Genomic DNA, 24,079 nt, shown 5'->3' on the forward strand with positions numbered 1-24,079 from the left:
CCACACCCTCGGCGCCCACACCGTCACCATCACCGCCTGCGACACCACCAACAAAACCGCCCTCACCCACACCCTCAACACCATCCCCACCAACCACCCCCTCACCGCCGTCATCCACACCACGGGTGTGCTCGACGACTCGACGCTGACCGAGCTGACTCCCAAGCAGCTGCGGACCGTGCTGGCGTCGAAGGTGGACTCGGCGGTCAACCTCCATGAGCTGACCAAGGACCTCGACCTGGGCGCGTTCGTCCTCTTCTCCTCGGTCGCCGGCCTCCTCGGCAGCCCCGGCCAGGCCAACTACAGTGCGGCCAACGCGTTCCTGGACGCCCTCGCCGCCCACCGCCAGGCCCACGGCCTGCCCGCCACCAGCCTCGCCTGGGGCCTGTGGGCCCAGGCCAGCGGCATGACCGGCCACCTCAGCGACCAGGACCTCGCCCGCATGTCCCGCAGCGTGATCGTTCCGCTGGAGTCGGAGAAGGGGCTGCAGATCTTCGACGCCGCCAACCAGGCGCACCGGCCCCTGTATCTGGCGTCCTTGCTCAACCTTGAGCACATACCGCAGCTCCCCGTGTGGTCGCGGCTGGCCACGGTGCGGCGCACGGCCACGGCGGAACAGGCGGGCGGCCCGGCGCTGTCGGACCAGTTGGCCGGGATCGCCCCCGCCGAGCGTCACGAGCACGTTCTCCACCTCGTGCGTGCACAGATCGCCGTGATCCTCACGCTGGACTCGCCGGACGCGGTGGAACCGAACCGGGGATTCCTCGACCAGGGTCTCGACTCGCTCACCGCGGTCGAACTCCGCAACCGGCTCTTCTCCATCACCGGAATCCGGCTGCCCGCCACCACCGTCTTCGACCACCCCACCCCCACCGCACTCGCGCAATTCATCCTTGACCAGCTGGCCCCCGCCGATTCGGAATCCACGGAGACGAGCGCGGACGGCGGCGAGGCGGGCGAGGCCGAGATCCGACGGGCACTGGCAAGGGTCCCGTTGGAGCACCTCAGGAAAGCGGGTCTGATGACCTCCCTGCTGCAGGCCATTGGGCTGACCGCCCCGGCCGGGGCGGCGGAGACGGACGGCGGGAGCACTGAGGAATCCATCGACCAGATGGATATCGAAGACCTCGTCCAGTTCGCCTTCGGCGACGAATCCTGAACCGACTCCGAAAGCAGGTTTGCTCATGGCTTCATCGACTGAAGACGTTGTTCGGGCACTGCGGGCGACGCTGAAGGAACGCGACCGTCTGCAGCGGGAGAACAGCCGGCTGATCGAGGCATCACGGGAGCCGATCGCCGTGGTGGGTATGGCGTGCCGGTATCCCGGGGGCGTGTCGTCGCCCGACGAATTGTGGGACCTGGTGGCGAACGGGATCGATGCGACCTCGGAGTTCCCCACGGACCGCGGGTGGCCGGAAGACCTCTACGACCCGGACCCCGAAAGGACCGGAAAGTCGTATACCCGTCGTGGCGGATTCCTCGACGATGTCGCGGGGTTCGATGCGGAGTTCTTCGGGATTTCGCCGCGTGAGGCGTTGGCGATGGACCCGCAGCAGCGCCTGCTGCTGGAGGCTTCCTGGGGCGCCCTGGAACATGCCGGCCTGAACCCCTCCGGCTTGCGCGGAAGCCGGACCGGCGTGTTCGTGGGCGGCTCCGCGTCGGCGTACGTTCCCAATCCGGATCAGGTGCCGCAGTCCGTGGAAGGTCATGCCTTCACCGGTAATACGTCGAGTGTGCTGTCGGGGCGGGTGTCGTATTCGTTCGGCTTCGAGGGCCCTGCCGTGTCGGTGGACACTGCCTGCTCCTCATCGCTCGTTGCGCTGCACCTGGCGGTCCAGGCGCTGCGGCAGGGCGAATGCGGTCTGGCACTGGCCGGTGGTGTGACCGTACTGGCCGGCCCGGGTGGATTCACGGAGTTCTCGCGTCAGCGCGCGTTGTCTCCGGAGGGCCGTTGCAAGGCATTTTCTGCTGATGCCGATGGGACGGCGTGGGCTGAGGGTGTGGGGTTGGTGGTGTTGGAGCGGTTGTCGGATGCTCGGCGGTTGGGGCATCGGGTGTTGGGTGTGGTGCGTGGTTCGGCGGTGAATCAGGATGGTGCGAGGAGTGGGTTGACGGCTCCGAATGGTCCGTCGCAGCAGCGGGTGATTCGTGCGGCGCTGGCGAATGCTGGCTTGTCCACCGGGGATGTGGATGCGGTCGAGGCGCATGGCACCGGTACGAAGCTGGGCGATCCGATCGAGGCGCAGGCGCTGCTTGCCACGTACGGTCAGGAGCGTTCGTCGGAGCGTCCGGTGTGGCTGGGTTCGCTGAAGTCGAACATCGGGCATTCGGTTGCGGCCGCCGGTATCGGTGGTGTTATCAAGATGCTGATGGCCCTGCGGCAGGAGGAGTTGCCGCGCACCTTGCATGTGGGTGAGCCGTCGCCGTTCGTGGACTGGGACGCGGGCGCCGTGTCGCTGTTGACGGAGCCGGTGGCCTGGCCGCGTGGTGAGGATGTCCGTCGTGCGGGGATCTCGTCGTTCGGCGCGAGCGGTACCAACGCGCATGTGATCGTGGAGGAAGCTCCGGTCGAGGAGCCGGCGGACGAACCGTCCGCCGTCGAGATGGCTCCGGTGGTCTCGGGCGCGGCGGTGCCCTGGGCACTCTCCGGTGGCAGTGCCGCCGGTCTGCGGTCCCAGGCCGCCCGGCTGCGGGACTTCGTCACCGAACAGGGCGACGCCGCGGACCCCGCCTCCGTCGCCCGGGCACTGACCCGGCGCGAGGAGCTGAGCCACCGCCTGGTGGCGACGGGCGAGAACCGCGAGGAACTCCTCGCCGCACTCGAAGCCTTCGCGATATCCGGCGAGGTGAGTGCCGGCGTATCGGGGGTCGCTGTCGAAGGAGGCAAGTCTGCGTTCCTGTTCTCCGGCCAGGGTGCGCAGCGTGCCGGTATGGGGCGGGAGTTGTACGAGGTGTCGCCGGTGTTCGCGGCGGCACTGGATGAGGTGTGCGACGGCCTGGACCGTGAGATGGACGGCCCCGGGGTGCGAGAGGTGATGTTCGCCGAGCCCGGCAGTGAGCCGGCCGCTCTGCTGGACCAGACCGCGTACACACAAACAGCGCTGTTCGCCTTCGAAGTCGCCCTGTACCGGCTGGTCGAGGCATGCGATCTGCGTCCAGACTTCCTGCTCGGGCACTCCATCGGTGAGCTGGCCGCCGCGTATGTGGCGGGGGTGTGGAGTCTGGAGGACGCCTGCCGGCTGGTGGCCGCACGCGGCCGCCTCATGCAGGCCCTGCCCGCCGGCGGCGGCATGCTCTCCGTCCAGGCACCCGCCGAACACGTCACCGAAACGATCACCGGGCACGAGGCAGTGGAGATCGCCGCCGTCAACGGCCCCGCCGCCACCGTGGTCTCCGGCGACCTCGACGCCCTCACAACCCTCGCCGCCACATGGCAGGAGCAGGGCGTCAAGACCCAGGCCCTGACCGTCTCGCACGCGTTCCACTCCGCACGCATGGAACCCATGCTGGAGGAGTTCGGCCGCATCGCCGCCTCCCTCACCTACCACACCCCCACCGTCCCCCTCATCTCCAACCTCACCGGCCGCACCGCCACCGACGAACTGCTCACCCCCCACTACTGGGTGCAGCAGGTACGCCGCCCGGTCCAGTTCCTCGACGCCGTCCGCACCCTCACCACCCTGGGCGTGCGCACATTCACCGAGATCGGCCCGCGCGGCGTCCTGACCGCGATGACCGCCCAGTGCCTGCCCGAAGAACACCAGGCCACCACCACCCTCATCCCCCTCACCCGCACCAACCGCCCCGAACCCGCCACTTTGCTGACGGCTCTGGCCCGGGTATGGACCACCGGCCAGACCCTCAACTGGCCCGCCCTCATCCCCGCTTCCACATCGTCACCGAAGCTGCCGACCTACGCCTTCGCGCACACCCGCTACTGGCTCGACCGCACCTCCGCCACCACCGACCCGGACGAGAGCCGCTTCTGGGAAGTGGTCGAGCGCCACGACACCGACGAGCTCGCCGCGCTGGTGGGCATCGAGGGCGAGGAGTCCCGGTCGTCGCTGGAAGCGGTCGTGCCCGCCCTCGCGTCCTGGCGCCAAGTGCGCCAGGGCAACCGGGCGTTGGACTCCTGGCGCTATCGCGTCGAGTGGAAGCGGCTGCCGGACGGCGAGCCGACGGCGGTGTCGGGTACCTGGCTGGTCGTGGTGCCGTCGTCGTCCGACGGCGACGACCACATAGCGGGCTGCGTCGAGGCGTTGAAGGCGGGCGGCAACGACGTCCGGCTCCTGNTGGTGCCGTCGCCGTCGGACGACCACATAGCGGGCTGCGTCGAGGCGTTGAAGGCGGGCGGCAACGACGTCCGGCTCCTGGAAGTGGACTGCGCCGGGGCGAGCCGCGACGGTCTGACGGAATCCGTCCGCACCACGGCCCAGAACCTCGGCGAAGGCGAATTCGACGGCGTGCTGTCCTTGTTGGGCCTGTGCGAGACGGCCCACCCCCGCCACCCCGAGGTTCCCGCCGGAGTGGCGGCGACAGTGCTGCTCACGCAGGCCCTGGCCGACACGGACGCGCAGGTCCCGTTCTGGTCGGCCACCCGCGGCGCCGTCGCCGCCCTGCCCGGCGAAAGGCTCACCAGCCCCGGCCAGGCGCAGATCTGGGGCCTGGGCCGGGTCGCGGGTCTGGAGAGCCCCGACAGGAAGGTCGGTCTCCTCGACCTGCCCCCGGTCATGGACGCGGCGGCCGGGGCACGCCTGTGCGCCGCGCTGATCGGTGCCGAACCCGGCTCCGGCAACGGCTCCGGCCACGGCCACGGCACCGACACCGGTGACGAGGACCAGCTCGCCCTGCGCGACACCGGTGTGCTGGCCCGTCGGCTCGTCCGCGCCCCCCTGCCCGACGCCCCTCCGGCGGCTCACTGGCGTCCCTCCGGCACCGCCCTCGTCACCGGTGGCACCGGTGCGATCGGCGGACACGTCGCCCGCTGGCTCGCCGGCAACGGCGCACCCCACATCATGCTGTTGAGCCGAAAGGGCCCGGACGCCCCCGGCGCCGCGGAACTCCGGGACGAGCTCCTGGAGGCGGGAGCCGGCGAGGTCACCCTCGTCGCCTGTGACACGTCGGACCGCGACGCGCTCGCCCGCGTCATCGACGGCGTTCCCGCCGAGCGGCCCCTGACCGCCGTGTTCCACGCGGCGGGTGTGGCCGGTGAGGCGAGGCCGCTGCTGGACACGGAACCGGCGGACATGGCGGGCCTGCTGGCGGCCAAGGCGACGGGCGCCGGGCATCTGCACGAGCTGCTCCGCGACACCCCGCTGGAGGTCTTCCTGCTGTTCTCGTCGAGCGCCGGGGTGTGGGGAAGCTCCGGGCAGGCGGGGTACGCCGCCGCCAACGCGTACCTCGACGCCCTCGCCGAGCACCGCCGCGCGGAGGGCCTGCGGGGCACGGCCGTGGCGTGGGGTGCCTGGGCGGGGGAGGGCATGGCCCGGGACGCCGAGTACGTGGCGTGGCTCAACAAGACGGGCATGCGCACCATGGCCCCGGCCCGGGCGATCGCCGCGCTCCAGGCCGCGGTCGACCACGACGAGACCTTCGTGGCCGTGTCCGACATGGACTGGACGCGCTTCGCCGAGGTCTTCAGCGCCGCCCGTCCGCGCCCGCTGCTGGACGGACTCGCCGCGGCCGGCGGCGAGACCGCCGCGGCGGACGAGTCCGGGGCGGGTCCCGCGCCGCTGGCCGAGCTGGTCCGGCGGGTTCCCGTCGCGCAGCGGCGTTCGGCCCTGCTGGAGGCGCTCGGTGGCGAAGTGGCCGCGGTGCTCGGCCACAGCGGGGCGGTGGACCTCGACGAGGGCCTGTCGTTCGTCAAGCTGGGCTTCGACTCGCTCACCGGCATCGAGCTGAAGGCGCGGCTGGTCACGACGACCGGACTGGAGCTCCCCGGCACGCTGATCTACGACCACCCCACTCCGGGGGAGCTCGCCGCGCACCTGCTGGAGCGTCTCCAGGGCGACGAGGAAGGGGACCCGGCCGACTCCGCGCTCACCGGGATCCGGCAACTGGAGCAGGCGCTGGCCTCGCTGCCGGACGACGAAGGGCTTCGGGACGAGATCACCGGCCGGCTGGAGACCCTGCTGTGGACCTGGCAGCAGGCGACCAAGGGCCGCCCGGACTCCGAGTTCCCGGGGTCCGGCGACGACTTGGAGGCGGCCACGGACGAGGAGATCTTCGACTTCCTCGACAAGGAGATCGGGCTGGGCTGAGCGGCGCCGTGCCGAAGGGGGCGGCTGTCGGCCGACGGCCGCCCCCGGCCGCTCTTTTGATAGTCTACTGTCACTTGGGGTGCGCTCTGCCCTCGCGCGGAACCGGACGGACCGGACGGCAGTCCCTCAGGGGATGCTCACGTGATCAGAGCCGTTGGACCCCGGATCGTCCGTACCGGTGACACAGGGAGAAGCCGTATGAGCCCTTCGAAGGTGAACGACACATCAGCGCCGGAGACGGGCTCGCGCACCATCGGTCTGCGGGAGCGGAAGAAGGCCAGGACCCGCGCCACGATCCAGCAGCACGCGCTGCGGCTCTTCCGCGACCAGGGGTACGACGCCACCACCATGGAGCAGATCGCCGAGTCGGCGGAAGTGTCGGTGAGCACCGTCTTCCGGTACTTCCCGACCAAGGAGGAACTGGTGGTCTCCGACGAGCAGGAGGCCTTCTTCATCCAGGCCTGGCGCTCCCAGCCCCAGGACCTGCCGCCGGTACGGGCGCTCCGCCAGGCCATCCGGAGCGCTCTGGAAGGTCTGTCGCCCAATGAGCTCGGCGCGCACCGGGACCGGGACATCCTGATGTTCACCGTGCCCGAGCTCTGGGCAGCCAGTCTTGGGAACGTCACCCACGCCACCCGGACCATCAACGAGCTGGTGGCCGAACGCTCGGGGCGTTCTCCCGACGACCCCGCGGTGCGCGCGGTGAGCGGCACCGTCTTCGGCATCATCCTGGACGCGATGCTGCGGTGGGCGCAGGACCCCGGCCAGGACATCGCCGCGGAGCTCGACCGGGTGCTGGCCTTCGTCGACAACGATCAGTTCAACGGCCTGACGGTGGAGGGACCGGTGACGGGCCGCGCGTAATGGGGCCGCCGGACACACCCTCGCCGGCCGGAATCGCGAGAGGGGAAGGCAGCCATGGGACGGCAAGGTGACAGCCTGGGGGACGTCCGGGGACGGGTGATGAACGCGGGAGGTCTTCCCGTGTCCGGCGCGCGGCTCACCATCCTGGACTACGGGGGCCGCCGGATGGGCGACGGCCTGGCGGACCAGGACGGTTTATACCGGCTCCCGGTGCCCCCGACGGGCGAGTACGCGGTGCTCGCCTCCACGGTGGGGCACCTGCCGCAAGTCGTCGAGATCGTCGTGGAGCGTCCCCGGGGTACGGAGCCCGCTCCGCGGCCCGCGCGGGCCGCGGTCGTCCGGGGAACGGTCACCGAGGACTGCCTGCGCATGCCGGTGCCCGAGGCGCTGGTGGTCTTCGTGGACGCCGGGGGAATGGTGGTCGGATCCACGCTGACCTCGGCGGAAGGGTGCTACGAGTACCGAGGGCTGGCGCCCGGGAGCTACGGCGTCGCCGTGTTGCACCGTCAGTACGAGCCGCTGGTACGCCAGTTGGCCGTCTCCGGGGCGGACCCGGAGCCCGTCGACATCGAACTGACGCGAAGACTGCTGACGTTCTCCGGAGTCGTTCGTGACGCGGACGGACGGTCCGTGCCGGGCGTTCCGGTCAGGCTCGCCGACGGCTCCGGGTGCGATCTGCGCGAAGACGCCGACGACGAGGGCCGGTTCGCCTTCTCCGCCGTTCCGCTGGGCATGTACAGCCTGCTGGTCGAGGATCCGCCCGTCACGGGCGAGCGCGTCCTGGTCGACAGGGACCGCTGTGACGCACAAGTCATCCTGAGGCGCGACACCGCCCGCTGACCCTGCCGCCGGCCCTTCCGCCGCGGCGAGCGAAAACACTGAGCTCGGGCCGTAGTCCCGCCTGCCCATCAGTCGTCACTCAGTGTAGTGGAACGGTCGCCGTGTGCCCGCTTCGGAGTGGGGCCCTCGATGAACACCCCGCCCTCCTCCCCCCGGTTGGGCAATCGTGGTAGCGCGACTAGCAAATGAGAGGTAACCTTCAAAAGAAGGTACACATCGAATTGAAGTGGGGTTTCCGTGTCACAGTCAGGAAGCCGTAAGTGGTGGGCGCTGGGAGCGCTGAGCCTGTCGATGCTCGCGGTTGGCCTGGACGGCACCATCCTGAGCGTGGCTCTGCCCGAGCTGTCGGATGCCTTCCAGGCCACCGAGACGGACTTGCAGTGGTTCTCGTCGTCCTATCTGTTGTTCCTCGCGGCGCTGATGCTGCCGGTCGGTCTGCTGGGTGACCGCTACGGGCGCAAGAAGGTGCTGATGGGGTCGCTGGTGCTGTTCGCCGGCTCGTCCGCCGCGTGCGCCTACGCCGATACGCCCTGGCAGTTCATCGCGGCGCGGTGCGTGCTCGGTGTGGCCGGCGCCGGGATCATCGTGATGGCCCTGTCCGCCCTGACCGTGCTGTTCACGGCGGAGGAGCGCCCGAAGGCGGTCGGTATCTGGTCCGCGGCGAACTTCCTGGCGCTGCCGCTGGGGCCGCTGCTGGGCGGCTATCTGCTGACGCACGCCTGGTGGGGCTGGGTCTTCCTGATCAATGTGCCGGTCGCCCTGCTCGGCGCGCTGGTCGTCATGGCCCTGGTCCCGGATTCGCGCGCCGACGAGCGCCCGCAGCTCGACTTTGTCGGGGCCGGGCTGTCCACGCTGGGGCTGACCGGCATCACGTACGGCCTGATCCGGGTCGGTGAGCACAGCTGGAGCGACGCCCTGGCCTGGGGCGCGATGTGCGGCGGCCTGGTGCTGCTGATCGCCTTCTACCGGTACGAGAGCCACGTCAGCCGGCGCGGCGGGCGGCCGATGGTCGATCCGGCGCTCTTCCAGGTGCGGTCCTACACCTGGGGCATTATCCTCATCGGTTTCGTCGCCCTGGCCAACATCGGTGTCATCTTCATCATGCCGCAGTACTTCCAGGCCGTGCAGGGCACCGACGCCATGGGCTCCGGGCTGCGCCTGCTGCCGCTCATCGGCGGTCTGATCGTGGGCGCGGTGCCCGCCGAGAAGTTCGCCCGGCTCCTCGGGGCCAAGATCACCATCTCGGCCGGATTCGTCGCGATGGCCGTGGGTCTCTTCATCGGGGCCGCCACCGACTCCGGCTCGGGGGACGGCTACTCCGGCACGTGGATGGCGCTGTCCGGCATCGGCATGGGTCTCTCCATGGCCACGGCCACCTCGGTGGTGCTGTCCCAGGTGCCCAAGGAGCGCAGCGGTGTCGGCGCGGCGGTGCTGCAGTCGGTGAACAAGGTCGGAGCGCCGCTCGGTGCCGCCATCCTCGGCAGTGTGCTGCTGAACGCCTATCAGTCGCACCTCTCCCTGCCGGACGGGGTGCGGGGCGCGGCCGCCGAGGAGACGCGCTCGGGCGTCTTCGGCGGGGTCGCCGTCGCCGAGAAGAGCGGCTCGCACGACCTGCTCACCACGGTGCGGGACTCCTTCGTGCACGGCCTCGACGTCTCGCTGCTGGTCTCGGGCGGCTTCGCCCTCGCGGGCCTGCTGTGCACGCTGCTGTTCCTGCCGAAGATCCCGAAGCGGACCGCCGCGGACGAGAAGGCCGGAGACGCCGGAGACGTCGTCTCGGTGGCCTGACCAAGCTCCAGGGCCCGTGGGCGGCCCCCGTGTCGACGGGCCCTGGTTCGGCACCGGCGTCCCGGCGCCGGTGCCGAGATCATTTGAGGGTCCACCCATCCCGCCAAATGCCAGTAATGCAAGGGGAGTTGAGTCAAACCCCGCATAGCGAACAGCATCCCGAATGGATCTATGATCCATCGCACAGGGTTGCTATTGTCGGGGGCTCAACACGGACCACTGCGGGGGGTGGCTGTCATGAGTACGATCGAGCGCGATCCCGAACTGGAGACTCTGGACAACCTGTTAACTGAATGTTCGAACGGCAGGGGTGGTGTCGCGCTCATCACGGGCGCGGTGGGCAGCGGCAAGACGGAACTTCTCAACACTTTCGCCCGACGGGTTTCCGCCGCCGGGGTCACCGTGCTCTCCGCCATGGCATCACCTGCCGAATGCGCGATTCCGTTCGGGGTCGCGGACCAGCTCTCGCACAATGTGACGTTGTCTTCCGATGATGTCATGGAGGTGCAGGAGATCATCCAGGACGGAGTCCTGCTCGCAGGCATCGCGTCCGCGGATCCCGAGCGCATTCATCCCCAGCACGCACGTGTGCTGGCGAAGTTGCATGCAGCACTGATGCGCCTGGCGGGTATGGGACCGCTGCTGGTCACCGTTGACGACCTGCAGCATGCCGACAGGATGTCGTTGCACTTTCTGCGATATCTGGCCCGGCGGATTACGAACAAACCCGTTCTCCTCGTTCTCAATCTACTTTCCGGGGCAACACCTGCCTACCCGTTGTTCCAAATGGAAATCCTTTCCCAGCCCAACACCAGACGGATCCGGCTGGAACCGCTTTCCGAACCGGGCATCGCGCGGATCCTGGAAGAACGCTTGGGAGTGGCGGAGGCGAACCGGCTGAGCGCCATGTACGAGCGGCTGAGCGGCGGCAACCCGCTGCTGGTCAACGCGCTGCTGGAGGACCGCCTCGGGGGCGCCGACAGCACGGCCATGCCGCCTCCGGCGCAGGCCTACCGGCACGCCGTGGTGACCTGTCTGCAGCGCAGCGACGAGCTCACGGCGCAGGTCGCCCGCGGCCTGGCCGCGCTCGACCTGTCCCGGGCCACGCGTCTGGTCGGCCGGCTGCTCTCCCTGGAGCACGAAGCGGTCCAGCGGTGCAAGCACGTCCTCCGGCTCACCGGCCTGCTCGACCAGACGGGCTTCCGGCACCCGGAGACCCGGGCGGCGGTGCTCGACAGCCTCGCCCCGGACCGGCGTTCGGCCCTGCACCTGCAGGTGGCACGGCTCCTGTTCAGCGAGGGCGCGGCCGCCGCGGAGGTGGCGAAGCACCTGCTCGCCGCGGACGACGCGGGAGAGACCTGGGCGCCCGGGCTGCTGCTGGAGGCGTCCGCGCAGGCGCTGCACGAGGACCGGACGGACCTGGCGGCCCGTTACGCGCGGTTGGCCCGGAGCGGCACGCTCAACGAGGAGGAGCGCGTCGCGGTGACGTTCATGCTGGCCCAGGTGGACGGGCGGGTGAACCCGGTGGCCTCGGTGCGGCACTTCTCCTCGCTGCTGGATGCCCTGACCGAGGGTCAGCTGCATTTCGACCAGGCCATCGACCTCGTCAAGCACCTCCTCTGGCACGGCCAGCTGGAGCAGGCGGAGGAGGCGCTGCGGTACGTCGCCCGCATCCGGAAGGACGCGGACGCCACCGAGCCGCCCGAGTGGGAGGCGTTCCGGCTCTGGCTGGGCTGCACCTATCCCGCGCTGGCGCGGAACGTGTCGGACGCCCTGGACCCCCAGGGGGCCGACGCGCCGCCGCGGCACACCGCCGATCCTCATGTGCAGGCCGCCTGGCTGCTCAACGGCGTGCTGCGCGGACGGCTGTCACAGCTCGACATCGCCGCAGTCCAGGAGCACCTGCAGCCGCTGAGGCTGAGCGAGACGACGTACGAGCCGCTGGCGATGACGCTCACCGCGCTGGTCTACGCGGACCGGCACGAGACCGCGGCGGCCTGGGGCGAACTGCTGCTCAAGGACGCGAGGGACCGTGAGGTGCCCAGCTGGAAGGCGACCCTGTCGTCGATCACGGCGGAGGCCGCGATGCGCTGCGGGGACCCCGAGGTCGCGGAGGACCACGCCCGGGCGACGCTGCGGTGGGGCCTCGGGGTCGAGCACGCGACCGCCAGTCTGCTGCTCGCCCTCGTCGCCCGCGGGGCCCTGGAGGAGGCGGGAAGACTCCTGGGTCGGCCCGTGCGGAACTCCGCCCCGCATACGCCCGCCGACCTCTACTACCGGCATGCCCGGGGGCACTACTACCTCGCCATCAACCGTCCGCTCGCGGCCCTGGCCGAGTTCGAGACGTGCGGCCGGAGCGCGCGCTCCTGGGAGATGGACCTGCCCTCGTTCGTGCCGTGGCGCAGCGACACGGCGCAGGCGCTGGTCGCCCTGGGACGGGAGAAGGAGGCGGGGGACCTCGTGAACGAGCAGCTGTCCCTCCTCACTTCCGCGCAGGGCCGCACCCGGGCGCTCACCCTGCGCGTCCTTGCCGGGGCCTCCGCCCCCGAAAACCGGGTGCCGCTGCTGCTGGAGGCCCTGGAGTGCCTCCGGGACGATCCGGACCGCGTGGAGCGCTGCCGGGTGCTCGGCCTCCTGGGGCACGCGTACCACGCGCAGGGAGATCCCACCGAGGGCAGGAGATGGATCCGGCAGGCGCGGGACCTGGCCCGGGAGTGCAAGGCCGACGGGCTGCTGACCGCCCTGAACCTCGTGGGCGAGCCGGAGCGGGAGACCGTCCAGGACCGGGACGGCGCGGTGGGCATCGAGGACCTGAGCAAGGCGGAACAGCGCGTCGCCCTGCTGGTCAGCCGGGGGCACACCAACAGCGAGATAGCGGGCAAGCTGTTCATCACGGTCAGCACCGTCGAGCAGCACCTCACCCGTATCTACCGCAAGCTGGGAATCAAGCACCGCAGCGGTCTGCGGTCGATGTACGAAGGGGTGGTGGCACCCTGCTGACCTCCCGCTGACCTTCCGGCCCGGCGCGCCGGGAGGGTGTCAGTGGCCGTGGGCCGGTGGTGGACCACCGGCCCTTCATTCTGTTCATACTTTGTCAGTCGAGGTCCTTTTCGAAGTGGAAGGCGGTTATGGCCATCCGCTCCCGGAAGTAGAAGCGGTGGGCGTCGGTCCGCTGGGTGCCCGAGTCCAGGGTGAGGCGGTGGCAGCCGGCCTCGCGGGCCCGCTCCTCCAGGTACGCGACGAGGGCCTGCCCGACGCCGGTGGAGCGCGCGTCGGCGGTGGTCACGAGGTCGTCCACGTACAGGGCGCGCAGGGTGTAGGTGCTGATCACGATGCGCCAACCGGCCGCGCCGACGCACACGCCGTCGTCCCGGTAGGCGGCGGTGAACCGCAGGCCCTGCCCATGGCCCTCCTCGTACACCTCCCGGAAGCTGTCCTCGGTCAGGTGCGGGCGCAGCTGGCGCAGCACGGGCAGGAGGTCGGACACGAGTCGCGGGTCGCCGGGCTCAAGATCGATGAGTTTCATGAAGGCACCCTAAGCCTCGGTCCACCGGCCGCCGGCTGTGGATAACGCCTGGGAGAAGGCGGATCAAGGCTTAGGCTAGCCTTCCCTTATGACTCTGTTGCAAGTGGGTCCTCAGGAGGTGCGGCCCGCCGGGCAACAGGCTCCGGCCGGGCGTCGGCACGGCACCCGGACCATCCTGGTCGCGTCGGCCGTCCTCGTCCTGGCCGTCCTCGTCCTGTCCGCCGTCTCGCTGTCGGTGGGCGCGGGCGAGGTCGGGGCCGGCGATGTCCTGGACTATGTGCTGGGGCGGAACGGCGCCCGCGACAACAACCGGCTGTCGCTGGTCGTCGGAGACCTGCGGCTGCCCCGGACGCTCACCGCGCTCGCCGTCGGCGCCGCCCTCGGCACGGCCGGCTGTCTGCTCCAGGCCGTCACCCGGAACCCGCTCGCCGAGACGGGCCTGCTCGGGGTCAACGCCGGCGCCTCGCTGGGCGTCGTCGTCGCCATCGCCTTCCTCGGCGTGGAGAGCGGCTACGGGTACCTGATGTGGGCGTTCGGCGGGGCCGTCGTCGCCAGCGCGCTCGTGCTGTTCATGGCCGGCCGCCGCGGCGGGGGTTCGCCGATGCGGCTGGTCCTCGCCGGGTCGGCGCTGGGCGCCACCTTCGGCGGCGTCACCAGCGTGATCATCGTCAACTCCGCCGAGACCTACGACCGCTTCCGCTTCTGGGTGCTCGGCTCGCTGGCCGGCGTCGAGGGCTTCACCAAGCTCGGCAGCCTCGCACCCGTCCTGGCCCTGGGCTTCGTCGTGGCCCTGCTCATCGCCCGGCCGCTGTCCGCGCTCGCACTCGGCGACGACCTCGCCCGGGGCCTCGGCCACCGGCCCGGCGTCATCCGCGTCGTGGTCGCCCTCGCCGTGACCCTGCTGACCGCCGCGTCCGTCGCGCTGATCGGCCCCATCTCCTTCCTCGGGCTGCTCGCCGGCTTCGTCGCGCGCGCCATCACCGGCCCCCGGCTGACGGCGCAGATCGCGCTCGCCGGCGTCATCGGCGCGGGCGTCCTGACCGGCTCCGACATCCTCGCCCGGGTCGTCTCCCGGCCGTTCGAGGCGCCGGTGTCCGTCATCATCGCGCTGTTCGGCGCTCCCGTTCTCATCGGTATCGTCCGCTCCAAGCGGCTGGGCGCGATGGGCATGACGGATCCCGCCACCGCCGAGAGCGGCAAGCCGGGACGGCGCCCGCTGCCCCGGCTCCCGCTGCCCCGGCTCCCGCGCCGGTCCGAGGAGCTCGCCGCCGGCCTCGTCGTACGCCGCGGCGCCCTGTCGCTGCTCGTACCCCGCCGGGCGGCACTCGCCACGCTGCTGCTGATCGCCCTGCTGGTCGGGGCCGTGATGGTGTCCGCGTACGCCGGGCAGAGCGACATGAGCCTCGGCCGCACCTTCTGGGCGGTCCTCGGTTCCGGCGACCGCTTCGATGTGCTGCTGGTGCAGAAGTTCCGGCTCGGCCGGATCGTGGCCGGGCTGGCCGCCGGCGCGGCCCTCGGGCTCGCCGGCTGCCTGACCCAGACCCTCGCCCGCAACCGCCTCGCCACCCCCGAACTCCTCGGCGTCAACGACGGCGCCACCGCGGCCGTCCTGCTCTCGACCACCCTCACCGGCACCTTCGGCGCCTGGTGGGCGGGCCCGGTCGGCGCGCTCGCCGCCGTACTGGTCGTCACCACCGTCTCGGGTGGCCTCGGTCAGCGCGGCTACCGCGTCCTGGTCGTGGGCCTGGCGATGTCCGCGCTCGCCTCCGCGATCACCCAGGTCGTGGTCTCGCGCCGCTCGCTGAACTCCGCGACGTCCCTGTACGTGTGGACGTCCGGCAGCCTCAACGGGCGCGGCTACTCGGTCGCTACGCCGGTGCTCATCGGCCTGGCCGTGCTCGTACCGCTCGCGCTCGTCGTCGCCCGCCATCTGAACGTGCTGCGCTTCGACGACTCGACGGCCGCGTCGCTCGGCGTCGCGCCCGGGCGGGTGCGTCTGCTGTGCCTGCTCCTGGCGGTGGGCCTCGCCGGCCTGGCGGTCGGCATCTGCGGGCCCGTCGGCTTCGTCGCGCTCGCCTCGCCCGTCATCGCGGGGCGGCTCGCGGGGCCGTCGCGGGTGCCGGTGGTGGGGTCGATGCTGGTCGGGGCCACGCTGATCGTCCTCGCGGACACGGTGGGGCGTGTGGTCTTCTCCGGTGCCGAGGTGCCGGTCGGCATCGTCACGACCGTGCTCGGGGGACCGTTCCTGCTGTGGGTGCTGCTGGGGCGGTCGGCGACGGCGCGGGTGTAGGCCCGTCCCACCGGAACCCGTACAGGAATCCCCTCAGGAACAAGGAGTCATGGAGATTCAGAGTCCGCTGCTGCGCGACCTGGCCGAAGCCGTGCGGAGCGGCACCCCCGGTGCCGTCGACGCCTTCTGGCAGCACGCGAAAGCCACCGGCACCCCCCTCGTCGAACCCGACCCCACCGATCCCGCCCACCGCCTCGTGACCTTCGTCCGGCAGGACGTCGCCGCCACCGATGTGCTCACCCTCCTCCACACCGTCACCGACAAGGACCGGCACGCCGGCGACCTCTCCCCCCACCTCATGGAGAAGGTGCCCGGCACGGACGTCTGGGCCCTCACCCACCGGCTGCGCGCCGACCACCGCGCCTCCTATCAGTTCTTCCCCGCGCCCGGCCCCCGCGCGGAGACGCTGCGCACGGACCGGGAGGCGTGGCTGGGCGTCCTGGACGCTGCCGTGCCCGACCCGTTGAACCCGGCACCCGTGCTGCCGTCCCGTGACGGCCGCCACCCCTCGTCCGTGCTGGAGCTGCCCGAGGCCCCGGCCCAGCCGTGGACGCACCCGCGCCCCGGGGTGCCGCGCGGCGAGCGCGGCATGGCCGAGGTCGACGGCCGGCGCGTGGGCGTCCACCTGCCCGCCGGGCATACGGAGGCCGGCGGGCCGTACGCCGTCGCCGTGCTGCTCGACGGCGAGATGTGGGGGCCGGTCCTGGGGTTCGCCGACACGCTCGACAACCTGCACGCGGAGCAGGCCGTGGTGCCGACCGTCACCCTGTTCGTGGAGACCATGGGCCGGGACCGCAGGATGGCCGATCTCTGTTGCAGCGAGGAGTTCGTCGACTGGCTGGCCGACGGGCTGCTGCCGTGGGCGGCGCGGATGTACGGGGTCACGGACGACCCGGCGCGCACGGTCGTGGCGGGGCAGAGCGCGGGCGGGCTGACGGCGGCGTTCGCGGGGTTCCGCAGGCCGGAGCGGTTCGGGAACGTCCTGTCGCAGTCGGGGTCGTTCTGGTGGCCGGACGGGACGGAGTTCGACAGCGGCAGCGAGTGGCTGACCCGCCAGTACGCGGTGCGCGAGAGGCTGCCGGTCCGCTTCCGCCTGGAGGTGGGCCTCCAGGAGTGGATGCTCCTCCCGCAGAACCGTCACCTCCGCGATGTGCTCCAGGCGCGCGGCTACGAGGTGGCGTACCACGAGTTCAACGGCGGTCACGACTACGCCTGCTGGCGCGGCGGGCTCGCCGCGGGACTGGCCGGCCTGCTGCCGGGCCGGAACGTACGGACGTCGGACCGGAGCATCCGGAACATACGGACAGGAGCCGGATCATGACCGCGGCCGACGGCCTCAAGGCCGCCCTGCGCGATCGCGTGCGCGCCCACCAGGAGGACCTCCTGACGCTGAGCCGGCGTATCCACGGGCACCCCGAGACGGCCTTCGCCGAGCACCGCGCCGCCGCCTGGTGCGCGGACCTCCTGCGGGAGCACGGCTTCGACGTCATCGCCCCGGCGTACGGCCTCGACACCGCCTTCACCGCGACCGCCGGCTCCGGTCCTGTGACGGTGGCCGTCGTCTGCGAGTACGACGCGCTGCCCGGGCTCGGACACGCCTGCGGCCACAACCTGATCGCCGCCGCCGGCGTGGGCGCGGCGCTCGCCCTGGCCCCGCACACCGGGGAACTCGGCCTGACGGTAAGGGTCGTGGGCACCCCGGCGGAGGAGCGCGGCGGGGGAAAGGCGCTGCTGCTGGAGGCCGGCGCGTTCGACGGGGTGGACGCGGCGATGATGGTGCACCCGTGCCCGTTCGAGGTGGCGGACTTCCGCTCGTTCGCGCTGGGCACGCTCTCGGTCGCGTACACCGGCAGGTCCGCGCACGCGAGCCTCGATCCGTACGAGGGCCGCAACGCCGCCGACGCCCTGACGGTCGCCCAGGTCGCGCTCGGTCTGCTGCGCCAGCAGCTGCCGCCGGGGTGGAAGGTGCACGGGGTGACCACGGGCGCGGGGACGGCGCCGAACCTGATTCCCGGCCGGGCGACCGCCGAGTACGAGATCCGCGCGTCGGCCGCCGAGGACCTGCGCGAACTGCGGGAGCGGGTCGAGGCGTGCTTCCGCGCCGGCGCGCTGGCCACGGGGTGCGAGGTCGAACTGACCCGCCCCGAACCGGACTACCTGGACTTCCGCACGGACCCCGGACTCAGCGCGCTGTGGCAGGCCAACGCGCGCGCACTCGGCCGCCCGGAGCCGCTGCGGCGCGAGGCGTTCGCGTGCACCGACATGGGCAACGTCTCGCACGTCGTCCCGTCCATCCACCCGGTGCTGGACATCACGGGGGGTGCGTGCGGGCCGCACGAGGCGGAGTTCGCGGAGGCGGCGGTGTCGCCGATGGGGGAGCGGGCGCTGCTGGACGGTGCGGTCGGCATGGCGTGGACCGCGGCGGACTTCGCCGCCGCCCGCGCGTAGCGGCCGCCCTCCGCAGGACGGGCCGGGTTCGGCCCGTCCTGCGGTCGAGCACGCCGGCGGCTATCCGTGGAGCGCCTTCACGATGTCGTCGATGACGACCTGGCTCGCCAGCGGACCGCCCCGCGTGGACCAGACGGAGCCGTTGACCGTCACGGCGTGCTTCTTCTTGACCGCGTTCAGGTCCTTGTACGCCGGCTTCTCCTGGACGTCCTTCAGCGCCTTCTCACCGTCGGAGGTGAGGGTGGAGAGGAAGAGCCAGTCGCCGTCGATCTCGTTGATCTTCTCCAGGCTGAGCGCCGGGGTGTGGGCGTTGCCGTCCTTGTCCTGGGACTTGGGGCGCTTGAGGCCCATGTCCAGGGCGACACCGCTGGCGAACTGCTTCTTCTCCATCCAGCTGGGGCCGTCCGGGTTCCAGCGCACGATGCTGACCTCGGCGCCCTTGTTGTCGCCCAGACCCTCACCGGCCTTCTTGGCCTTGGTCTCGTAGTCGGAGATGACCTTGTTGGCCTTGTCGGTGGCGTTGAGGGCGTTGCCGATGCCCCGGAAGGACAGCTTCCAGTCGTCGTTCGGAGCCATGGTGACCAGCGTGGCCGGGGTGATCTCGCGCAGCTGCTTGAGCATCTGCTCGTCCTGCATGTCACCGGCCAGGATGAGGTCCGGCTTGGCGGCGACGACCTTGTCGATCACCGGCTGGAGCAGGTTGCCGACGACCTTGACGTCCTTGACCTTGTCCTCGAGGTAGGCCGGCGGCTTGGCGAGGCCCTGGCCGTTGGTGATGCCGACCGGCTTGATGCCGAGGGCCAGCACCGCGTCGAGGTCCTCCTGAGTGAGCGTCACAACGCGCTGGGGGTGCGACGGGACCTGTACGGCCTTGCCGGTGGCGTCCTTGACGGTGCGGGTGCCCCCCTCGGAGGTGCCGGACGACGCCTCCGACTTCTTGTCCGCGTCGGAGTCCGAGCCGCAGCCCGTCACCAGCACGGCCGCAGCGCCGACGGCGGCGAGAACCGCCACCGCCCGGCGGGGGGCGGACAGCAGGAAACGGTGGGGTGAGGTCATCGCAAGCTCCGAACGAGAGGAAACAGGACAAAATTAGACAAGAAATAAGCCAAGTGTCCGCACAAGGGTTTCCTCATCCGGACCGGCTCTAATATAGGTTAGCCTTGCCTAAGGGATCTTCGATCAGGGGTCTCCGTAACAATCCGGCGATCTTCTTCGAAAGGCACCCGCCCGTGGAGCTCCGCGTCGAACAGCTCATCGCCGGTTACCCCGGTCACCGCGCCGTGGCAGGCGTCGACCTCACCGTGCCGTCAGGCCAGGTCGTCGCCATCGTCGGGCCCAACGGCTGCGGCAAGTCCACGCTGCTGCGCTCCATCGCCCGTCTCCACCAGCCCGAGTCCGGCCGCGTCCTCGCGGGCGACGCGGACATCTGGCGGCTGAAGCAGCGCCGGGCCGCGCACCGCATCGCGCTTCTTCCCCAGTCCCCGCTGGCTCCCGAGGCCGTCACGGTCGCCGGGCTCGTACGCTACGGACGCCACCCGCACCAGGGCCTTTTCCGCCAGTGGTCCCGCGAGGACGAGCGGGCCGTCGGGGAGGCCCTGCGCGCCACCGGCGTCGACGGACTGGCCGACCGCCGCCTCGACCAGCTCTCCGGCGGCCAGCGGCAGCGCTGCTGGCTGGCGATGGTCTTGGCCCAGGAGACACCGGTCGTGCTCCTTGACGAGCCGACCAGCGCGCTCGACATCGGCCACGCCGTCGAAGTCCTCGACCTCGTACGCGAGGTAGCCGTCGCCGGCCGTACGGTCGTGATGGTCCTCCACGACCTGGCCGGCGCCGCCCGCTACGCCGACACCGTCGTCGCCATGAAGGACGGCCGGATCGTCGCCCAGGGGGCGCCGCGCGACGTCGTCGTCCCCGCCCTGGTGCGCGAGCTGTACGGCATCGAGGCCGACGTCCTCCAGGCGCCGGACGACGGCTCCCCCGTGGTGGTGCCCGCCGCCCGGCACGCCACCACGGCGGTCACCGCGTCGTAGCCGGGATCATCCGGCGGGGGTCAGGGCCGAGCGGCTCCCCCCGGGGGCCGGTCACCCGGGACCGGCGGGCCCGGCCGGTCCGGACGCGGCGGCCCGGCCCGCCCCGGCGTACGGGGTCTGCTCCGGTCCGTCCCGGAACTGCTCGGCCTGGAGGCGGTAGGCCGCCGCGAAGGCGCCCCGCGCGGCCAGCAGGCCGTCGTGGTCGCCCTGTTCGATCACCTTGCCGCGGTCGAGGACGTAGATGGTGTCGGCGCAGCGCACCGACGCGAGGCGGTGGGTGATGAGGACGACCGTACGGCCGCTGTCGGCCAGGGCCCGTATGCGGTGGAAGACCTCGATCTCGGAGGCGGCGTCGAGCGCCGCGGTGGGTTCGTCGACGATGACGACGGACGCGTCGCGGAAGTGGGCCCGGGCCAGGGCGAAACGCTGCTGCTGGCCGCCGGAGAGGCCCTGGCCGCCGTGGAAGCCGCGTTCGAGGAGGGTGTCCCAGCCGCGGGGGAGCGTCTTCACCAGGCCGTCCACATCGGCGAACGCGGCGGAGCGCCGCAGGGCGTCCTCGTCGTGGGCGCGTTCGGGACGTCCCAGGGTCACATTGGCGCGGGCCGTGAAGGGCCACTTGAGGAAGTCCTGGTCGACGAGGGCGACGCGGTCGAACACGGTGTCCCGGTCCAGCTCCCTGATGTCGGTGCCGTCCCAGGCGAGGCGGCCGGAGTCCGGGAGGTAGAGCCCGGCGATCAGCTTCGCCAGCGTGGACTTGCCCGAGCCGTTGTCCCCGACCAGGGCGACGACGCCGCCGCGCGGAATGCGCAGGCTCACCCCGGAGACCGCGGGAGTGTGCTGTCCCCGGTAGGTGAACGAGACGTCGTCGAGCTCCAGGACGGTCGGCCGCCCGGTCAGCGGAACGCCGCCGTCCGGAATGGCGCGCTCGCGTGCCAGGGCGACCGCCCGGTCCAGGTCCAGGAGGTAGAGCGACTGCTCGTACAGGTAGTTGACGTTCCGGACCAGCCCGGACAGCTGGCTCGTGGTGTTGCGGACGGCCAGCACCGCGGTGCCGGCGGCGGCCATCGGCAGATGCCCGGAGACGAGGAGCAGCCCGAGGACGGCGTACGTGCCCCCGGTGGCGGCGCCCGACACGGCACCGGCGGCCAGGTCGGTGCCGGCGGCCGCCAGCGCGAGCCGTTTCTGCTCCGCCGTCGACTGATCGGTCAGCTCCCGGTACCGCCGCAGCAGATGGGGACCCACGGCGTGGGCCCGGAGCTCCCGGGCCGGGTCGGGGGCCAGCAGCAGGTCGGACAGGCGCCGGCGCACCCGTACGTGGTCGAGCCAGCGCTGGATGCTGCGGTAGACCCGGCGGGCCGTGCGGACCGTGCCGTAGCCCTTGGGGATGGCGGTGAGCAGGAGGAGGGGCAGCAGGACCGGGTGCAGCACGGTCAGCACCCACGCGGCCGCGACCAACGAGATCAAGCCATTGACCACGGCCACGGCGTGCCCGATCAGCCGCCGCGCGGCGTCGGTGCCGTATTCGGCCGTCTCCAGCAGCCGGCGCACCTCCGCGTCCTCCAGGTCGGCGAGCTCCACCCGGATCGAACGGGAGAGCAGCCGGAGCGAGGCGGCCCGCTCCACCTGGGGTTCGAGCCGGCCGACCGCCAGCGAGGACACGGCGGTGAGCAGCGCGACGAGCACCGCCATACCGGCCACGAACAGCAGGGACGGCAGCGCGGCGCGCACCCGGTCCGGCGTCGGGCCGCCCGCGAACAGATCGACCAGCACCTCGTTGGTGGCCAGCAGCCCGAAGGCCGTGGCCGTGCCCCGGCCCACCTCCGCGACGGCCACGGCGACCAGGGAGACCCGGTCCACCGCCCAGGCCATCGCGGCGGACCGCGCCAGCAGCGCCGGCACCTGGCCGGCCATCCTGCGGAAGGGGATCTCCAGCGGCACCTGCTCGTGCCGGACCGACGCCTCGTCCATCCGGAGGCGGCCCCCGAAGAGTTCCCGTTCCGCGTCGTTCGCCTGCTCCTGATCGGACGTCACTGGGCCCAGCGCCTCCCGTTCCGGTGTCGTTCGTCAGCGTCCGAAAGCCGCTGTCTCAAAGTGGATGTCCTGTCACGTCGTGTGCAGTTCAGTGGACTTATGACTCAGCTGACCACCACGTCCCGGCCCGGACGGCATGTGCTCGGCAAGCGGCTGGGCTTCGTCGCGCTCTTCGCCGCGCTCGCCGGGTGGCTGATTTTCGTCACCTTCTCCATCGCCACGGAGGACGACGGCAGCGAACCGAGCCCACAGAAGCTCGCCGAGGCGGTGCAGCGGGACCTGCGGAAGGGCGACGCGGACGCTCTGCAGAAACGCTTCACCGATGACACGGCGGGCGAGAAGTACGCCGACACCTTCGTCGGCAAGCTCAAGGACATCCCCGGGGACCGGATCGCGGTGCGGGCGGTCCGCGACGCGCTGCGCGTCGAGGTCGCCGGCTCCCCCTCCTGTACGGCGTGGACGCTGGTGGAGGAGGAGAAGGGGCACTGGAAGCTGGACGGCACTCCGCCCGGCCCCGGCTCGGGCTGCTGACCGGTCTCCGTACCGGAGCGGGTGCGCCGGCGCGGTCACGCCGGCCGCGCCCGTACGTCCCGGGCTTCCGCCTCCGGGGCTCCGGCGGCCAGGCCGTCCGCGTCCCGTGTCCCCGCCTCGCCGGGCCGGGTGTCCCAGGCCCGCAGCAGGGCCTCCTCCCGCTCCGGCGTGAGCGCGTAGACGCCGGCCGCGTAGTCCCGGCCTGCCCGGCCGTCGGCCGTCATCCAGGCCCAGGTGTCGCGCACGGTCTCGCCGACGGGCCGGGTGCGCAGGCCGGCGGCCTCCGCGCGGGAGGTGTCCACGGCCCGGACCCCGTCGCCGCCGGCGGCCCACAGCGGCAGCCCGAGCCACGGCCGGACGTCGTGGGCCCGCAGGAACTCCCCGTCGGCCCAGACGGTTTCGGCGCCGACGGTACCGGCGGCGTCCAGGCAGTGCGCCAGCAGTTCGCCGAACGTGGTCTGCCCCGGCGGGCCGGTGACGTTGAACGCCCCGGCCGCCGACGGGCCTTCGAGGATGTCGAGCAGCCAGCGGGCCAGGTCGCGCGCGTCGAGGAAGCGCAGCGGCCGGGCGGGCGGCCCCGGGGTGAGGATCCTGCCGCCCCGCGCGGCGCGGTTCAGCCATCGCGGCAGCCGCCCCAGGTCCTCGTGCGGCCCGAGGAGGAAGCCCGGGCGGACGATGAGGGAACGCGGCCCGAAGACCCCCGTGACCGCCCGTTCGCAGCCCGCCTTGAGGGTGTCGAAGTCCGCGTCGTCGAGACCGGCGTCGGGCGGACAGGGCCGCAGCGGTGAGTCGCCGGTGACCGCGGTCCGCGGCCAGCCGAGGGCCGCCAGCGACGAGACGAACACGTACCGCCCGGCGGCCCCCTCCAGCTCGCGGGCCGAGGCGAGCACGTCCCGGGGGAGCATCCCCGAGGTGTCCACGACCGCGTCCCACGGCCCGCTCGCGGCCAGCCGCCGGAGGTCCGCAGCCCGGGTGCGGTCGCCGCGAACCACCGCGGCGCCCGGGTGGTCGGGGCCGTGCGTCCCGCGGTTGAACGTGGTGACGCGCCGGCCGCGCGCCAGGGCCTGTGCCACCAGGGTCCTGCCGAGGAATCCCGTTCCGCCCAGTACCAGGATGCGCATGACTCTCCCTCGCTCGGGGCCCGTTGGCCGAGGGGCGTGAACACCGGCGGTCCGATTCCCCTGCCCCTCGCGTCACTGTTGACACGCGTTCAACAGCAACCTAGCTTCATTGACGGCGTCTTGAAAGCCGTACAAGAGATGTTCCGAGAGGAGTGATCCGTCGTGTCATCCGCAACGCTGATCGATCTGGACAGCGAGTTCGACCTCGACATTCACATCGCGTCGCCGGACGCCCTGGACACCGAGCCGACGGCCTGGTGGTGCACCCACCCGTACAGCTGCCGGTGGACCAAGTGCTGTTCGGGTTCCGAGAGCCCCGAGGGCGACCCGACCGCGTTCGGTCGCTGACG

At 71.6% G+C, this 24,079-nt stretch carries 16 protein-coding genes and 1 pseudogene; 13 read left to right on the forward strand and 4 right to left on the reverse strand.

Translation table 11 applies throughout. The annotated features are described in order from the left end of the window. From HN013_RS14935 to HN013_RS33920, 7 genes and pseudogenes are all read left to right on the forward strand, one after another. Positions 1–1,159: beta-ketoacyl reductase (locus tag HN013_RS14935; RefSeq protein ID WP_171166621.1), on the forward strand; the 1,159-nt coding region annotated here is incomplete at its 5' end. 25 nt (positions 1,160–1,184) lie between these two features. Next, a complete protein-coding gene (locus tag HN013_RS14940) occupies positions 1,185–6,260 on the forward strand; it encodes a type I polyketide synthase (RefSeq protein ID WP_171166622.1) in 5,076 nt (1,691 codons plus the stop codon). A 198-nt stretch (positions 6,261–6,458) separates the two neighbouring features. Next, positions 6,459–7,124 (forward strand): TetR/AcrR family transcriptional regulator, encoded by a 666-nt coding sequence (locus tag HN013_RS14945; RefSeq protein ID WP_171166623.1) that lies wholly within the window; start codon positions 6,459–6,461, stop codon positions 7,122–7,124. A gap of 54 nt (positions 7,125–7,178) precedes the next feature. Then, positions 7,179–7,964 (forward strand): collagen binding domain-containing protein, encoded by a 786-nt coding sequence (locus HN013_RS14950; protein WP_171166624.1) that lies wholly within the window; start codon positions 7,179–7,181, stop codon positions 7,962–7,964. Positions 7,965–8,201: 237 nt separating this feature from the next. Then, the gene (locus HN013_RS14955) at positions 8,202–9,752 is read left to right on the forward strand and encodes an MFS transporter (RefSeq protein ID WP_171166625.1); all 1,551 of its coding nucleotides are present in this window, start codon (positions 8,202–8,204) and stop codon (positions 9,750–9,752) included. 237 nt (positions 9,753–9,989) lie between these two features. Next, a pseudogene (locus HN013_RS34140) lies at positions 9,990–10,433 on the forward strand (AAA family ATPase); the annotation flags it as partial. Positions 10,434–10,631: 198 nt separating this feature from the next. Continuing rightward, positions 10,632–12,752 (forward strand): helix-turn-helix transcriptional regulator, encoded by a 2,121-nt coding sequence (locus HN013_RS33920; RefSeq protein WP_312018607.1) that lies wholly within the window; start codon positions 10,632–10,634, stop codon positions 12,750–12,752. Between the two features lie 94 nt (positions 12,753–12,846). Here HN013_RS33920 and HN013_RS14965 read toward each other — a convergent pair whose 3' ends face one another. Next, positions 12,847–13,278 (reverse strand): GNAT family N-acetyltransferase, encoded by a 432-nt coding sequence (locus HN013_RS14965; protein ID WP_171166627.1) that lies wholly within the window; start codon positions 13,276–13,278, stop codon positions 12,847–12,849. 88 nt (positions 13,279–13,366) lie between these two features. Here HN013_RS14965 and fhuB point away from each other — a divergent pair, with 88 nt between their 5' ends. Genes fhuB through HN013_RS14980 form a run of 3 tightly spaced genes read left to right on the forward strand, consistent with a single transcriptional unit; the run spans position 13,367 to position 18,016 of the window. Further along, a complete protein-coding gene (gene fhuB, locus HN013_RS14970) occupies positions 13,367–15,568 on the forward strand; it encodes a Fe(3+)-hydroxamate ABC transporter permease FhuB (RefSeq protein ID WP_171166628.1) in 2,202 nt (733 codons plus the stop codon). Positions 15,569–15,617: 49 nt separating this feature from the next. Then, positions 15,618–16,889: an enterochelin esterase gene (gene fes, locus HN013_RS14975; protein WP_171166629.1), complete on the forward strand. Its 1,272-nt coding sequence runs from the start codon at positions 15,618–15,620 to the stop codon at positions 16,887–16,889. Further along, a complete protein-coding gene (locus tag HN013_RS14980) occupies positions 16,886–18,016 on the forward strand; it encodes a M20 family metallopeptidase (protein WP_171166630.1) in 1,131 nt (376 codons plus the stop codon). The genes fes and HN013_RS14980 overlap by 4 nt, the downstream gene beginning before the upstream one ends. A 60-nt stretch (positions 18,017–18,076) precedes the next feature. On the opposite strand, the gene HN013_RS14985 is transcribed toward HN013_RS14980, so the two are convergent. Continuing rightward, positions 18,077–19,072 carry an ABC transporter substrate-binding protein gene (locus HN013_RS14985; RefSeq protein WP_171166631.1) on the reverse strand — a complete coding sequence of 332 codons (996 nt, stop codon included), beginning with the start codon at positions 19,070–19,072 and terminating at the stop codon, positions 18,077–18,079. A 173-nt stretch (positions 19,073–19,245) separates the two neighbouring features. On the opposite strand from HN013_RS14985, the gene HN013_RS14990 reads away from it, so the two are divergent. Beyond that, the gene (locus HN013_RS14990) at positions 19,246–20,046 is read left to right on the forward strand and encodes an ABC transporter ATP-binding protein (RefSeq protein ID WP_171166632.1); all 801 of its coding nucleotides are present in this window, start codon (positions 19,246–19,248) and stop codon (positions 20,044–20,046) included. Between the two features lie 51 nt (positions 20,047–20,097). On the opposite strand, the gene HN013_RS14995 is transcribed toward HN013_RS14990, so the two are convergent. Then, entirely contained in the window at positions 20,098–22,077 is a 1,980-nt protein-coding gene (locus HN013_RS14995; protein WP_312018608.1) for an ABC transporter ATP-binding protein, read from the reverse strand. A gap of 99 nt (positions 22,078–22,176) precedes the next feature. On the opposite strand from HN013_RS14995, the gene HN013_RS15000 reads away from it, so the two are divergent. After that, positions 22,177–22,608 carry a hypothetical protein gene (locus tag HN013_RS15000; RefSeq protein ID WP_171166633.1) on the forward strand — a complete coding sequence of 144 codons (432 nt, stop codon included), beginning with the start codon at positions 22,177–22,179 and terminating at the stop codon, positions 22,606–22,608. 35 nt (positions 22,609–22,643) lie between these two features. On the opposite strand, the gene HN013_RS15005 is transcribed toward HN013_RS15000, so the two are convergent. Beyond that, positions 22,644–23,729: an NAD-dependent epimerase/dehydratase family protein gene (locus HN013_RS15005; protein ID WP_171166634.1), complete on the reverse strand. Its 1,086-nt coding sequence runs from the start codon at positions 23,727–23,729 to the stop codon at positions 22,644–22,646. A gap of 162 nt (positions 23,730–23,891) precedes the next feature. On the opposite strand from HN013_RS15005, the gene HN013_RS15010 reads away from it, so the two are divergent. Beyond that, positions 23,892–24,077, forward strand: coding sequence for a hypothetical protein (locus HN013_RS15010; RefSeq protein WP_168094306.1), 186 nt, complete (start codon positions 23,892–23,894; stop codon positions 24,075–24,077). Positions 24,078–24,079: the final 2 nt, after the last annotated feature.

The sequence above is a fragment of the Streptomyces sp. I05A-00742 genome (assembly GCF_013055795.1).
In the GTDB taxonomy this organism is placed as follows: Bacteria; Actinomycetota; Actinomycetes; order Streptomycetales; family Streptomycetaceae; genus Streptomyces.